At 68.1% G+C, this 14,172-nt stretch carries 13 protein-coding genes; 8 read left to right on the top strand and 5 right to left on the bottom strand.

Translation table 11 applies throughout. The features are described 5' to 3' along the window. Nucleotide 1: 1 nt before the first annotated feature. Together petA and ACE3T8_RS05140 are read right to left on the bottom strand one after the other, a co-directional pair. A complete protein-coding gene (gene petA / locus ACE3T8_RS05145; protein ID WP_374607364.1) occupies nucleotides 2-601 on the bottom strand; it encodes a ubiquinol-cytochrome c reductase iron-sulfur subunit in 600 nt (199 codons plus the stop codon). 99 nt (nucleotides 602-700) lie between these two features. Further along, on the bottom strand, nucleotides 701-1,675 hold the full coding sequence (locus tag ACE3T8_RS05140; RefSeq protein WP_374607363.1) for a lytic transglycosylase domain-containing protein: 975 nt from the start codon (nucleotides 1,673-1,675) through the stop codon (nucleotides 701-703). Between the two features lie 155 nt (nucleotides 1,676-1,830). Between ACE3T8_RS05140 and miaB the strand changes: the two genes are divergently transcribed. Further along, nucleotides 1,831-3,204: a tRNA (N6-isopentenyl adenosine(37)-C2)-methylthiotransferase MiaB gene (miaB, locus tag ACE3T8_RS05135; protein ID WP_374607361.1), complete on the top strand. Its 1,374-nt coding sequence runs from the start codon at nucleotides 1,831-1,833 to the stop codon at nucleotides 3,202-3,204. 16 nt (nucleotides 3,205-3,220) lie between these two features. Continuing rightward, on the top strand, nucleotides 3,221-3,418 hold the full coding sequence (locus ACE3T8_RS05130; protein WP_374607359.1) for a hypothetical protein: 198 nt from the start codon (nucleotides 3,221-3,223) through the stop codon (nucleotides 3,416-3,418). Here the strand turns inward: ACE3T8_RS05130 and ACE3T8_RS05125 are convergent. Further along, nucleotides 3,401-5,092 (bottom strand): amidohydrolase, encoded by a 1,692-nt coding sequence (locus tag ACE3T8_RS05125; protein ID WP_374607358.1) that lies wholly within the window; start codon nucleotides 5,090-5,092, stop codon nucleotides 3,401-3,403. The genes ACE3T8_RS05130 and ACE3T8_RS05125 overlap by 18 nt on opposite strands. Before the next feature lie 108 nt (nucleotides 5,093-5,200). Between ACE3T8_RS05125 and ACE3T8_RS05120 the strand changes: the two genes are divergently transcribed. Genes ACE3T8_RS05120 through ybeY form a run of 3 tightly spaced genes read left to right on the top strand, consistent with a single transcriptional unit; the run spans nucleotide 5,201 to nucleotide 7,600 of the window. Then, on the top strand, nucleotides 5,201-6,196 hold the full coding sequence (locus ACE3T8_RS05120; RefSeq protein ID WP_374607356.1) for a PhoH family protein: 996 nt from the start codon (nucleotides 5,201-5,203) through the stop codon (nucleotides 6,194-6,196). Between the two features lie 31 nt (nucleotides 6,197-6,227). Beyond that, entirely contained in the window at nucleotides 6,228-7,121 is an 894-nt protein-coding gene (locus tag ACE3T8_RS05115) for a hypothetical protein (protein WP_374607354.1), read from the top strand. Beyond that, nucleotides 7,118-7,600 carry an rRNA maturation RNase YbeY gene (ybeY, locus tag ACE3T8_RS05110; RefSeq protein ID WP_374607352.1) on the top strand — a complete coding sequence of 161 codons (483 nt, stop codon included), beginning with the start codon at nucleotides 7,118-7,120 and terminating at the stop codon, nucleotides 7,598-7,600. Before ACE3T8_RS05115 ends, ybeY begins: the two co-directional genes overlap by 4 nt. An 18-nt stretch (nucleotides 7,601-7,618) precedes the next feature. Here ybeY and ACE3T8_RS05105 read toward each other — a convergent pair whose 3' ends face one another. Next, on the bottom strand, nucleotides 7,619-9,301 hold the full coding sequence (locus ACE3T8_RS05105; protein WP_374607351.1) for a tetratricopeptide repeat protein: 1,683 nt from the start codon (nucleotides 9,299-9,301) through the stop codon (nucleotides 7,619-7,621). Nucleotides 9,302-9,479: 178 nt separating this feature from the next. Here ACE3T8_RS05105 and ACE3T8_RS05100 point away from each other — a divergent pair, with 178 nt between their 5' ends. From ACE3T8_RS05100 to corA, 3 genes are all read left to right on the top strand, one after another. Further along, nucleotides 9,480-10,358 carry an HlyC/CorC family transporter gene (locus ACE3T8_RS05100; RefSeq protein WP_374607349.1) on the top strand — a complete coding sequence of 293 codons (879 nt, stop codon included), beginning with the start codon at nucleotides 9,480-9,482 and terminating at the stop codon, nucleotides 10,356-10,358. A gap of 162 nt (nucleotides 10,359-10,520) precedes the next feature. Continuing rightward, on the top strand, nucleotides 10,521-11,735 hold the full coding sequence (locus tag ACE3T8_RS05095; RefSeq protein WP_374607348.1) for a DUF4105 domain-containing protein: 1,215 nt from the start codon (nucleotides 10,521-10,523) through the stop codon (nucleotides 11,733-11,735). 90 nt (nucleotides 11,736-11,825) lie between these two features. Further along, on the top strand, nucleotides 11,826-12,842 hold the full coding sequence (gene corA, locus ACE3T8_RS05090) for a magnesium/cobalt transporter CorA (protein WP_374607406.1): 1,017 nt from the start codon (nucleotides 11,826-11,828) through the stop codon (nucleotides 12,840-12,842). A 1-nt stretch (nucleotide 12,843) separates the two neighbouring features. On the opposite strand, the gene ACE3T8_RS05085 is transcribed toward corA, so the two are convergent. Further along, entirely contained in the window at nucleotides 12,844-14,100 is a 1,257-nt protein-coding gene (locus ACE3T8_RS05085) for a DUF819 domain-containing protein (RefSeq protein ID WP_374607346.1), read from the bottom strand. Nucleotides 14,101-14,172 lie beyond the last annotated feature (72 nt).

Below are 14,172 nucleotides of genomic sequence, written 5' to 3'. Positions count from 1 at the left end.
CTTACGCGGCTCCCTGCGGATCAACGCCGATGACCACGGTGCTGTCGTTCTCGAAGAAGTACGGCGGCACCGGCAGGTTGGCCGGCGCCGGCTGCGCCTTGTACACGCGACCGGCAAGGTCGTAGCGCGACTTGTGGCAGGGGCAGAAGTAGCCGCCCTTCCAGTCGGGATCGAACGGCTGCGGCTTCACTTCCGGCAGGTGTTCCGGCGCGCAACCCAGGTGGGTGCACACGCCGACCAGCACGGAGATCTCCGGCTTGATCGAACGCGAGGCGTTCTGCGCGTACTTCGGCTGCTGGTCGGCATTCGCCGAACCCGGATCCGCGAGCAGCGAATCCAGCGACTTCATGGTGTCCAGCATCGCCTTGGAGCGCTTGGCGATGAAGATCGGCTGGCCGCGCCAGTTGATCACCAGTTGCTGGCCGTCGGCCAGGGCGCTGAGGTCCTGGCTCACCGGCGCACCGGCGAAACGGGCGCGGGCGCTGGGGCTCCACGACTTGATGAAAGGCACCGCGGCGAACCCCGCCCCGACCGCACCGACCCCTGCCGTGGTCGCGGTCAGGAACCTGCGCCGGCCGGTGTTGACCTCTTGGTTGGTCATCCCGCACTCCGAAAATAAGCAAATACACGGCTGCGGCGCCTGGCGACGCGCTGGCGCACGCTGGCCGGCCGCAAAAGACGGGGAAGTGTAACGGAACGCTTAACGAGCCGACAATCCGCCCTGCGCCGGCGCGGCGACGGGATTCGCCAGGCCGCGGTAGCGGTCGGCCAGCAACCCGACCCGTTCCACGTAGCGGCGGGTCTCGCTGTAGGGCGGCACGCCGCCGTACTTGGCCACCGCGCCCGGTCCGGCGTTGTAGCCTGCCGCGGCCAGGGTCAGGTTGCCGTTGAAGCGCTTCAGCAGCATCGCCAGGTAGCGCACGCCGCCGCCGATGTTCTGCACGGGATCGAATGCGTCGCTGACGCCGACCTCGCGCGCGGTGCCCGGCATCAGTTGCATCAGGCCCTGCGCGCCGACACGCGACAGCGCATTCGGGTTGAACGCGGATTCCGCATGGATGATGGCGCGGACGATGGACTCGTCGACGCCGTGTTCGCGCGCCGCGGCGGCGATCTCGGCCTGGTAGGCCGTGGTGTTCAGGCGCAACGTGCGGAAGTTCACCCCGGGCCTGGTCCCGCAGGCGTAACAGGTCTCCATGTAGCTGTATTTGATGGTTCGTACCGAGGCCAGCGACATGCCGCGCGGACGGGCGCTGCTGTAGGTGCGCACGCCGTCCTTCATGTACGAGTAGACCTGTCCGTGCACACGACGCGGCCCGGCCGGCGTCGAGGATGCCGGCGACGCATGTGCGACCGGAATCCGGGTTTCCGCGGCGACGGGCATCGAAGAACGAGCGGGTTGCGAGGCTGCCATCGTGGCCGGTGGCACACCTCCGGGCGGCGGGGACTCGCTGCGGCGGGACGAGGATGCGATCCCTGAAGGCGCAGCGGCGACCCTGGGCTTCGGCGCGCGTTGGGCCTTGTAGCTGCCGACCAGCTTGCAACTGGCGCCGGCGACCCGCTTGTTGGCGTAGGTGGTGACGCCGTCGCTGCCTTCGCAGCGATAGACATTGCCCGCCAGCGCAGGCGCGGCCAGCAGCAAGGTCGAGAACAGGACAGCGGCCAAACCCTTCATGCGCGCAGTCTCGCCCCTTCAAATTGCGATGACAAGTCCTTGATTTTCCTGAACGCGAGCGCTTGCGACGCGCGGCCAATGGCGGCATGCGGGGCGTTTGCTAAGCTCGCGCCCCCAACCCGGCCCGGATTAACCGCCGCGCCCCGGAGACCGACATGAGCCAGCCCGAACCGCAGGTCGCGGACGCGCCCGCCCGCAAGAAACTGTTCATCGAGACCCACGGCTGCCAGATGAACGAGTACGACTCGGCGCGCATGGCCGACGTGCTGGCCGCGACCGACGGCATGGAACTGACCGCAATCGCCGAAGAAGCCGACGTTATCCTGGTCAATACTTGCTCGATCCGCGAAAAAGCCCAGGAAAAGGTCTTCAGCCGGATCGGCCGCTGGAAATCGCTGAACAAGAACGGCGAAAAGGTGCTGATCGGCGTGGGCGGCTGCGTGGCAAGCCAGGAAGGCGCGGCCATCGTCAAGCGCGCCCCCTACGTGGACCTCGTCTTTGGCCCGCAGACCCTGCACCGCCTGCCCGACCTGATCCGCGAGCGCCGCAGCTCCGGCCAGCCGCAGGTCGACATCAGCTTCCCGGAGATCGAGAAGTTCGACCGCATGCCGGAGCCGCGCGCCGATGGCCCCTCGGCGTTCGTGTCGATCATGGAAGGCTGCAGCAAGTACTGCAGCTTCTGCGTGGTGCCCTACACCCGCGGCGAGGAAGTCAGCCGCCCGTTCGAGGACGTCCTGGTCGAAGTCGCCCAGCTGGCCGCGCAGGGCGTGCGCGAGGTCAACCTGCTCGGCCAGAACGTCAATGCGTACCGCGGCCCCTACGGTGATGGCGACATCGCCGACCTGGGCCTGCTGATCCGCACTATTGCCGAGATCGACGGCATCGGCCGGATCCGCTTCACCACCTCGCACCCGCTGGAGTTCAGCGATTCGCTGGTGGAGGCCTATCGCGACGTGCCCAAGCTGGCCAACTACCTGCACCTGCCGGTGCAGGCCGGCAGCGACCGCATCCTGGCGGCGATGAAGCGCGGCTACACCGCGATCGAGTTCAAGCAGAAGATCCGCAAGCTGCGCGCGGTGCGGCCCGGCATCTCGATCAGCTCGGACTTCATCGTCGGTTTCCCCGGCGAGACCGACGCCGACTTCGACAAGACCATGAAACTGATCGAGGACGTCGGCTTCGACCAGAGCTTCAGCTTCATCTATTCGCGGCGCCCCGGAACCCCGGCCGCCGACCTGCAGGACGACGTGTCCGATGCCGAGAAACACGCGCGGCTGGAGCGCCTGCAGCAGCACATCAATGCGCACGCGCTGGAAATCTCGCGGGCGATGGTCGGCAACGTGCAGACCGTGCTGGTGGAAGGTCCGTCGAAGAAGGATCCGAACGAGCTGACCGGCAAGACCGAGAACATGCGCTCGGTGAATTTCGCCGGCCATCCGAGGCTGGTCGGCCAGTTCGTCGATGTCGTCATCACCGAGGCGCTGAGCAATTCGCTGCGCGGCCGGGTGGCGACCGTCGACGCCGCCTGATGGAACGCGTCGCGCCATGACGCGGCGCGGATGGTGGTCGCGTCACGCGCTGGGCCTGTGGTTCCTCGGCATCGCCGCGCTGGGTTTCATGCGCTGGTGGATGAAGACCGGGCGCGATGGCGGCTCCATGCACGCGCTCGATGCGATGTTGTGGCTGGCCGGCTCGATCGCGATGGCCGCGATCGGGCTGGCGGCCTTATGGCGCAGCCGCTGAGCCGTTGCCCGTCACTTCGTACACCGGCTTGCCGTCGACATAGGTCGCGAGCACGGTCAGCGCCCTGAGTTCGGCACCGGGCACCGCCAGCGGATCCTCGGCCAGCACCACGAAATCGGCACGCTTGCCGGCTTGCAGGCTGCCGACCTCGGCCTCGGCGAAACCGGCATAGGCGGCATCCAGGGTGAAGCCGCGCAAGGCTTCATAGGCCGTCAGCTTCTCGTTCGGATACCAGCCGCCCACCGGCAGGCCGTCGGCATCGGCGCGCGTCACCGCGGACGCCAGGCCCAGCCGCGGATCCACGCGCTCCACCGGGAAATCCGAACCCAACGCGAGGCGCGCCCCGCTGTCGCGCAATTGCCGCCAGGCGTAGGCGCCGACGATGCGCTCCGGGCCCACGCGGTCCTGCGCCCAGGGCATGTCGCTGGTGGCGTGGGTCGGCTGCATCGAGGCGATGACGTGGAGGCCGGCCAGCCGCGGCAGGTCCTGCGGCGCCAGCACCTGCGCATGCTCGATGCGCCAGCGATGGTCGCCGGCGGCGTCGGCAGCGAGCGCCTTCGCATAGAGATCCAGCGTCTCGCGATTGCCGCGATCGCCGATTGCGTGCGTCGCGGCCTGCACGCCGCAGCGCTTGGCCTTCGCCACCGCCGTGGCCAGTTGCGCCGGCGACATCACCATGAGCCCGCGATTGCCGTGATCGTCGCTGTAGTCCTCCAGCATCGCCGCGCCGCGACTGCCCAACGCGCCATCGGCATACAGCTTCACCGCACGCATCTGCAGGCGACCCGAACGGTGCCGGTACAGCCCGTCCCGGCACAGCGATTCCAGCGCATCGCTGTCGCCATCGGCCATCGCGGTGATCCGCAGCGGCAATTGCCCACGATCGGCCAGGCGCTGGAAGCGGCGCAGTTCGGCCAGGCTGATGCCGGCATCGTGCACGCCGGTCAGGCCCTGCGCGGCCGCACTGCGCATCGCGATGCGCAAGGCATGTTCGGCGGTGGTTTCCGACATCGGCGGACGCGCCTGCTCGAGCAGGAGCATGGCGTTGTCGATGAACAGGCCGGTCGGCTCGCCGGCGGCATTGCGGTCGATGCGACCACCATCGGGTTGCCACGCGCCGGCCAGGCTGCGCCGCACCGCGCGCATCGCCGCGCTGTTGGCCCAGCCGGCATGGCCGTCCACCCGCGACAGCCACACCGGGCGATCCGGGAACGCGGCATCGAGGTCGGCCGCGCCCGGGAAGGTTTTCTCCGGCCAGTCATTCTGGTCCCAGCCGCCGCCAATGAGCCATTCGCCGGGCTTGAGCGTCTTCGCATGCGCGCGCAGGCGCTGCAGGATCTCGGCCTTGTCGCGAGTCCCGACCAGGTCCGCGCTGAGCATCGCGAGCCCGAGGCCACCGACATGCGCATGCGCGTCGATCAGGCCGGGGATCAACGTTGCCTGGCCCAGGTCCTTGCGACGCGCCTGCGGGAACCGTTTCGCCAACGCCTCGATATCGCCGACCGCGAGGATGCGCCCGCCCTTGTCGTAGGCCATCGCCGATGCGGTCGGCTTGGCGACGTCCATCGTGTGGATGCGCGCGGCGCTGACCAGGGTCACCCGATCATCGGCAAGCGTCTGCCCCGACACCAGCAGCATCGCCGGCACCACCCATGCAAGCTTGCGCATCCCCATGCCCATCGCCATCCCCTTGCCTCACGGAGGGTGGACAGTGGCGCAAGTGCCGGCGGCAGGCAAGCCGCGTTGCGGCACCATCACGAATGGCGCGTTACCCTTTGCGGCATGCAGAACCGACGCGACTTCACCCTCGAACCCGACGACATCGAACGCCTGGCCAACATGACCGGCCCGTTCGATGCCCACCTGCGCCTGCTCGAATTGCGACTGGGCGTGGAGATCTCAAACCGCGGCAACGTGTTCCGCGTCGACGGCCGCGATGCCGACGTCGTCGCGCGCGCCGAGCGCCTGCTGCGCCAGTTGTACGACGATGCCGCCGGCGAGGCACTGGACGAACACGCCATCCACCTGCGGCTGGGCGCGTTCGCCGATGGCGACGAGGACACGCCTGCCGCATCGGGCAACGCGCACGCGTCGCAGGAGATCGCGGTGCGGGTCAAGCGCGGCACCCTGCGCGGGCGCGGCGACAACCAGCGCAAGTACCTGCAGGCCATCGCCAGCCACGACATCAATTTCGGCGTGGGACCGGCCGGCACCGGCAAGACCTTCCTCGCCGTGGCGATGGCGGTCGACGCGCTCAACCAGTCGCGGGTGCAGCGGGTGATCCTGGTGCGCCCGGCGGTGGAAGCCGGCGAGAAGCTCGGCTTCCTGCCCGGCGACCTCACCCAGAAAGTCGATCCCTACCTGCGCCCGCTGTACGACGCGCTCTACGAGATGCTCGGCGTGGAGAAAGTCGCGCGACTGCTGGAGAAGAACGTCATCGAGATCGCCCCGCTCGCTTACATGCGCGGGCGCACGCTCAATGACGCCTTCGTGATCCTGGACGAGGCACAGAACACCACCATCGAGCAGATGAAGATGTTCCTGACCCGGCTGGGCTTCGGCAGCACGGCGGTGATCACCGGCGACATGACCCAGACCGACCTGCCCAGGCACGTGAAGTCCGGCCTGCGCGATGCCACCGAGGTGCTGCGCGGCGTGGATGGCGTGAGCTTCACCTTCTTCGAGGCCCGCGACGTGGTCCGGCATCCGCTGGTGGCGCGAATCGTCAATGCCTACGAGGCCCGCGACGCCCGCGATGCGGCCAGCGGTGCGGCGTAGACTGCCGCCTGACGCAGCGCGCGGACACGCCATGCACCGGATTCCCCCACGCAGGTTCATCGCCACCGCACTGGCGCTGGGGTTCGCCTTGCCGGCGCATGCCGGAAAGGCGGATGCGCCCGCTGCCGCGGACAAGGCGGAACGCCCGCTCATCGAAACCAGCTACCTGATCGCCCCGGAGCGGATCGGCGACTTCGTGCTGGAAGCCAACAGTTACGACGACAAGAACAAGTACGCCGGCGCCGGTTTCCGCTACGCCCTCAAGGATCACCAGGAAACCCGGTTCGACGTGTTCGTCTATCCATCCGGGCGCGCGCCGCAGGCGGAAGCGATCGCCTCGGGCATGGTCGATTTCCGCGGCAGCCTGGAACATGCACAGCAGGCCGGCCATGTGCGCGACCTGCAATTCCTCTCGGACGAGGATTTCCCACTTGACGCACCCGAGCCCGCCAAGCGGGCTGCCGCTTCCGACGCCGAGCTGGATACAGCCTTGCGGGAGGCGATCGCCTCGACGCAAACGGTCGGCAAGCGCTTGCGCATGCACAACACGATGGTCAACGGGGGATTCCCGATGGCCTCGAACGGCTACCTGTTCCATCGGCAGCTTTATTTCTTCAAGGTGCGGGCATCGGCTGCGCGCGAGCGCATCGACCAGGCTGCGTTCGATGCGCTGACCGACCTTGCCGCGCGCACCCTGGTACCGGCGATCGAGGTGGCGAACGTGGGTGGTTGCGCGAACGCGAACATCGTCATCGACCCCGACGCCAAGCCTGATGAGATGGCCGCGGTCCTGGTCCGTCGCGCGGCGGAGATCCAGGGCGAGAACTGCTTCAAGGACGCGGCCGGCGCCAAGCTCGACGAAAAATCGAAGGGCGCGCGCGTGGTGCGCATCGACTTCAGCCCCAGCGAATGGAAGTCCGAATGACCAAGGGCCCGACCCGCCTCGATGTCGCCGTGGGCTACGCCGCGCCGCGCGCCGGCATTCCCGCGGCCACGAGTTTCCGCCGGTGGGTGGCGGCGGCACTGGCCGGGCGCATCCGCGAGGCCGACCTGGCGATCCGCATCGTCGACGAGAAGGAAGGCCGCTCGCTCAACTACCATTACCGCGGCAAGGATTACGCCACCAACGTGCTCAGCTTTCCGGCGGAATTGCCGGAAGGCCTGCCGAAGGGCGTCAAGCTGCCCTTGCTCGGCGACCTGGTGCTGTGCTCGCCCGTGATCGCGCGGGAAGCACGGGAACAGGGCAAGCCGCTGCGGGCGCATTACGCCCACCTGACCGTGCACGGTGCGCTGCATTTGCTCGGCTGGGACCACGAGGACGCGCGTGAGGCCGAGGCGATGGAACAGCTGGAGCGCCAGATCCTGGCCGGCATCGGCTTGCCGGATCCGTACCGGGAATCCTGAGCCCGGCGCCACCTGCGATCAGGGCGTGTTGCCGCCCGCAGGCTTGGGCACCGGCGCCTTCGCCGTGTCCTGCACCAGGTCGAGTTCGCGCAGCAAGGCGATGAAGCGCGGGTCTTCCGCATAGCGCGACACGAACGGCATGTAGCGGATCTCCACGATCCCGGGATCGCCGGCATCGCGGGCGACCTGCAGCCACTTGAACATCGCCGCTTCGTCGTCGCGCTGCGCATACAGGCCGGCGATCTGGGTGGCGGCGCCCTCGGGGTTGTCGCGGATCAACACCTGCAACTCGGCATCCGAGCGGGCGCGATCGCCGTTCGCCCAATAGGCCATCGCCAGCGCATACGCCTTCCACAACGGATCCGGTTCCTGCTGCGCAATGGCGATCGCCTCGGGGGCGCGGTTCTGCTGGAAGATCGCGAGCGCCTGGAACGCGCGCACCACGGAAATATCCGGCCGCAGCGCCAGCGCCTGGCCAAGGACGTGCTCCGCTTCGGCGTAATCGTTCATGCCCAGGTAGATGCCGCCGAGGTTGTACAGCATCCCCGCCGACAACGGATTCAGTCGCAACGCACGGCGCAGGGTCGCGGCCGCGTCCTCCAACCGACCGAACGCGGTCTGCCGGATCGCGAGGGAATGCAGCAGCGAGGCATCCCGTGGGCTGAGCGCCAGCGCGCGTTCAGTCTCCGCGAGTGCACCGGCCTGGTCCAGCGCGATGCTGCCCAGCCACGCCGCATTGGCGGCATGCGCTTCGGCACTGTCGGGGGTCAGGCGAAGCGCGGTGGCGGCCTCGCGGCGGGCCTTCTCGCCGGCTTCGCGGACATCGCCCGCTTCGGTCGGGAAGCGCGTGGCCAGCTCGATGCGCGCCAGCGCCAGTCGCGCATGCGCATGTCCGTAAGCGGCATCGAGGCCGATCGCGCGTTCGTATTCGGCAATCGCCGCGGAAACCCCTTCCGCATCGCCGCGCCCGAGCGCGGCATCGCCCGCCAGCAACGCCTCGTAGGCCGCCAGCTTGCCGCCCGGCGGCCGTTCGTCCTGCGCGCCCTGCGGCGCCGGCAGGCGCTTGACCTTCAATGCTGCGCCGATCGCGGCGGCCATTTCGTCCTGGACCTTGAACAACTCGGCGTACGGGCGCTGGTAGCGGTTGAACCAGACGGTGCTGCCATCGGCCGCGCTGACCAGGGCGGCATCGATCCGCAGCGTGTCGCCCTTGCGGCTGGCGGTGCCGCGCAGCAAGTGGGTGGCCCCGAGCGTCTTGCCGAGCGTCGCCGGCAATGCGTTCGGATCGCGTTGCTGGAAGGACGATTCCGGGTTGGTGACCGCCACGCCTTCGAATTGCGCAAGCGCGCCGACGAGTTGCGCGGACAGGCCGTCGTTGAAGACTTGCCCCGCATCGTTTCCGCCCTTGAGCGCATCCACCAGTTGCTGGGACGAATCCTCGGAGACGGCGGGCGTGGCGGCATCGCCCGCTTCGGCCGCCAATGGCAGCACGGCGATGATGATGGCGGGCAGTTGGTCGGCGGTCGCGGCGACCGGCGCGGATGACGCAGCCGGAACGGCCGCCCCGGGTGTCGGCTTCCCGGAGAGTCCGAAGGCGACATACCCGCCTGCCAGGACGGCCAGCACACCTGCGGCAACCGCCACTTTGACCCACGGCTTGCGCGGTTCCGGCTTGATCAACAGGCCATCGTCTCTTGCCAAGCTGCACCTCGTGCATGGCCGGCGCGATGCTGGCTCCCCGCCGCCAGTGTCCGCAATGGCCCAAGGGCACGCAACCGGACCGGCAGCCTATGCCGCCGGCCCAGCGCGCCCGATTCACCGCCATGCCGCGCCGATTCGCTAGACTCGCCGGGTACACCCACAGGCAACCCCGCGCACCATGTCCGAGGACGACAGTCGGCAAGACGCCGATTCCGCTGAACGCAGCGGCGACAAACCACGCCGCTCCTGGCTGGACCGCATCAGCGCCGCCCTCTCGGGCGAGCCCACTACCCGCGAGGATCTGGTCGAGCTGCTGCGCGACGTGCAGGCCGACGGCCTGATCGCCGCCGACACCCTGCGGATGATGGAAGGCGCCATCGCGGTGGCCGACCTCACGGTCGGCGACGTGATGGTCTCCCGCGCGCAGATGGTCGCGCTGCCGGCCGACGGAAAGTTTTTGGAGCTGATGAAACAGGTGGTCGAATCCGGCCATTCGCGCTTTCCGGTGCATGGCGAGGACAAGGACGAGATCCTGGGCATCTTGCTGGCCAAGGACCTGCTGCGCGGCGTGGTCGCCGACAACGGGCCCGGCACCATCCGCGAGTTGCTGCGCCCGGCGGTGCTGATCCCGGAATCGAAGAAACTCAACGTGCTGCTGCGCGAGTTCCGCCAGTCGCGCAACCACATGGCGATCGTCATCGACGAATACGGCGGCGTGGCCGGGCTGGTGACCATCGAGGACGTGCTGGAACAGATCGTGGGCGACATCGACGACGAGCACGACGACGCCGAGGACGCATCACAACTCATCGCGGCGCAGGACGACGGCCAGTTCGTGGTCGATGCGCTGACCCCGATCGCCGATTTCAACCAGCGCTTCGGCGCCGATTTCGACGACGACGAGTACGACACGATCGGCGGCCTGGTCACCGATGCCATCGGCCACTTGCCGGAAGCCGGCGAGGAACTCGCGCTGGGTCGCTTCCGCTTCACGGTCGCGCGGGCCGACGCGCGTCGCCTGCTCGCCCTGCACGTGGCGGTGCATGCGGACCACTGACGCGATCCGCCAGGGCATTGTTGTCATTCCCGCGAAGGCGGGAATCCAGTGACTTCATGCTCCGGCTTTGAACAAACCGAAAATCAAAGTCGCTGGATTGGACAGACAGTCGTCTGTCAGAAGCGGCCCGCCTTCGCGGGAATGACGAGCCGGACCATGCGCATGGCCAGATTGTTCGGGTTCTTCCTGTTGCTCGCTCTCTTCATGGGCGGCGCGCACGCGCAACCCGCCACCGCCGATGCACAAGCCGCACCCCGCATCGGCGTAGTCACCATGGGGCCCGGTGACATCTTCTGGGAGCGCTTCGGCCACGACGCCATCGTGGTCGACGACGGCGCGCCCGGCGGGCCGACCAGCTACAACTTCGGCTTCTTCGACCTGGCCGAGGACGGCTTCATCGGCCGCTTCGTGCGCGGCGAGATGGAATACATGCTGGTCGCGTTGCCGCTGGAAGAGGACCTCCGCTACTACCGCGAGGTCGGTCGCGGCGCGCGCCTGCAATGGCTGGACCTCGACCCCGCGCAGGCGCAGGCGCTGGCCGCCGCGCTGGCGGAGAACGCCAGGCCCGAGAACGCGCGCTACCGCTACGACTACTACACCGACAACTGCGCCACCCGCGTGCGCGACGCCATCGACCGCGCGCTTGGCGGTCAGTTGCGGCGGCAGCTCGAGGTGCGTTCCAGTGGCGACACCTATCGCGGCGAATCGGTGCGGCTGGCCTCGCCGGCCCCGTGGATGCGGGTCGGCTTCGACCTGGGCCTGGGACCGTTCGCCGACCGCCCGTTGACCCGCTGGCAGCAGGCCTTCCTGCCGCGACGCCTGGCCGACGACCTGGGCGAAGCGAAACGCGCCGATGGCCGCCCGCTGGTGACAGAGGACATCGAACTGCTGCCGCAGCGGCAGGCAGCGGAACCGATGGGCGTTGCGCCGCGCCTGTGGCCCTGGTTGCTCGTGGGCGTGGCGCTGGGCCTCGCCATCCTGACGACGGCGCGCCGTACTCCGCGCCTGCTTGCAGGCGTCGCGGCCGGATACTGGCTGGCCTGCGGATTGCTTGGACTGGTGCTGGCACTGGGCTGGGCATTCACCGCGCATCACGCACTGTGGGCCAATCGCAACCTGCTGTTGCTCAACCCGCTTTGCCTCGTGCTGTTGCCCGGCGCATGGGCGTTGCTGCGTGGTCGCATGCCCTCGTCGCGTTTCCGCGCAGTGCTCATCGTGGTCGCAGCGCTTGCGGCCCTGGCCTGCGTGCCGTTGTGGCTGCAGGTGCTACCGCAACGCAACGGCCACTGGATCGCCTTGCTGCTGCCGGTCCACGCCGCGCTTGCCTGGGTATTCGGCGCGACGGATTCCGTTCGTGGTGAGCCTGTCGAACCATGAATGGAATTCCTGACGTGGCCGTTGTGGTTCGACGGGCTCACCACGAACGGCCATCAATATCGCCTGCGGCTTGATGGCGAGGACGCTGCCATGCACGATGCCGCGATGAATCCGGACCACCTCGCCGACCAGCCCGCCTGCGTCGTCAACTGCGCCGCGTACGACCGCACGGGCCGCCGCCGCGACATCCACCTGGATGCCATCAGCGACGTGCTGGCGGTCGACGATGGCAGCTTCGTCTGGGTCGGCCTGTACGAGCCGGAGGACGCGCTGCTGGACAAGTTGCAGGAGGAATTCGGCCTGCACGACCTCGCCATCGAGGATGCCCAGAACGCGCACCAGCGCCCCAAGCTGGAGAGTTACGGCAATTCGCTGTTCATCGCTGCGCACACCGCGCAGCGCGTCGATGGCCATGTGCGCTTCGGCGAGACCCACCTGTTCGTCGGCCCGCGCTTCCTGGTCACCGTGCGGCATGGCGCGTCCTTGAGCTTCGCCTCGGTGCGCCAGCGGCTGGAGCGCGAACCGGACATGCTGGCGCAAGGACCGAGCGCCGCCTTGCATGCAGTGCTGGATTTCATCGTCGACAACTACCAGCCGATCGTCTCCGACTTCGAGCAGGAGCTGGACGCACTGGAACACGACGTGTTCGCGGAAAGCTACCGGCGCGGCACTACCCGTCGCCTGTACGAACTGCGCAAGGAACTGACCCAGATGCGCATGGCGGTGGCGCCGATGCAGGACATCCTGTCGCAGCTGATGCGCAACCCCGGGCTGGCCATTCCGGATGAAGTGAAGCCGTATTTCCGCGACGTGCTCGACCATGCCGCGCGGGTCGGCGACACCATCGACACCCTGCGCGAGATGGTCACCGCGGCGATGAACGTGAACCTGTCGCTGGTGACGGTGGCACAGGGCGAGATCGTCAAGCGCCTGGCCGGCTGGGCCGGCCTGCTGGCCGCACCCACGCTGATCGCCAGCTGGTACGGCATGAACTTCGAGCACATGCCCGAGCTGCACGGGCGCTACAGCTACTGGATCCTGATCGGTGGCGTGGCGCTGTTCTGCACCGGCCTGTACCGCTACCTGCGCAAGGTCGGCTGGCTCTGAATCAGCCGCCCGCGATCGCCTGCAGCATCAATCCGGTCAGGTAGGCGCAATACGTGCCCAGCACATAACCCAGCACGGCCAGCAGCACGCCCACCGGTGCCAACGCCGGATGGAAGGCGCTGGCCACCACCGGCGCACTGGCCGCGGCGCCGATATTGGCCTGCGAGCCCACCGCCATGAAGAACAGCGGCGCGCGGATCAGCCGCGCGACCAGCAGCATCAGGCCGGCGTGCACCGAGATCCAGATCAGCCCCAGCAGCAACAGGAACGGCTTGTCGGCCAGTGCCTTCAGGTCCATCTGCATGCCGATGGTGGCGATCAGCACGTACAGGAACACCGTGCCGATCTTCGATGCACCCGCACCCTCGAGCTCGCGTGCGCGGGTGAGGCTGGCGACCACGCCGATCGTCGTGGCGATTACCACCAGCCAGAAGAAGCGCGAATCCAGGCTGTAGTCCTGCAAACGCCATTCCGCCGGCATCGACTTGATCCATGCGACCAGCGGATCGGCGAGGAAATGCGCGAGGCCGGTTGCACCGATCGCCACGGCGAAGATCAGCACCAAGTCGGTGGTCGAGGCGATCCGCGCGTGTTGCGCCTGGTAAGAGGCCATGCGCTGTTTCAGCGTTTCGATGGCGGAGGTATCCGCCTTGAGCCAGCGATCCCATGCCTCCGCGCGCGAAGCCATGAACAGCAGGGTTGCCATCCACACGTAGCCCACGATCACGTCGACCGCGGCGAACTGCCCGAACAGGGTGGCGTCGACGTCGAACACTTCCTTCATCGCCGCCTGGTTGGCACCGCCGCCGATCCAGCTGCCAGTGAGCGTGGTCATCCCGCGCCAAGTCTCGCCCGCGACGGTCTCCGGGTGCACCATGCCCATCACCGTGAACGACACCAGCGCGCCGAGCATGACCCCGACCGTGCCGGTGAGGAACATCACCAGCGCCTTCGGCCCCAGCTTGGCGATGCCGCCGATGTCCATCGATACGCAGAACAGCACCAGCGAGGCCGGCAGCAGGTAGTCGCGCGCCATCGGGTACAGCCCCGACCCCGCACCATCGATCAACCCGAAACTGTTGGCGATCGCCGGCAACAGGTAGCAGGGCAGGATCGCCGGCACCACTGCGTAGAACTTCTTCCAGACGCCGCGTTCGCGCGAGGCGCCCCAGAACACGAACCCGAGGATGATCGCCAGCAGCCCGAGGACGGCGGCATCGTTGGTGATCAGGGCGGTGCTGCTGGCGGCTTCGGTCATGCGTGTCCTTGTGGAAGGGGCTCAGCCCCGATGCGCGGCCGGTCGGGGCTAGCGCCCCTCCACCGCTGGAAC

The sequence above is a fragment of the Thermomonas sp. genome, assembly GCF_041919455.1.
In the GTDB taxonomy this organism is placed as follows: Bacteria; Pseudomonadota; Gammaproteobacteria; order Xanthomonadales; family Xanthomonadaceae; genus Thermomonas.
Note: the sequence above shows the minus strand (reverse complement) of the source record. Positions and strands in the feature narration are given on the sequence as shown.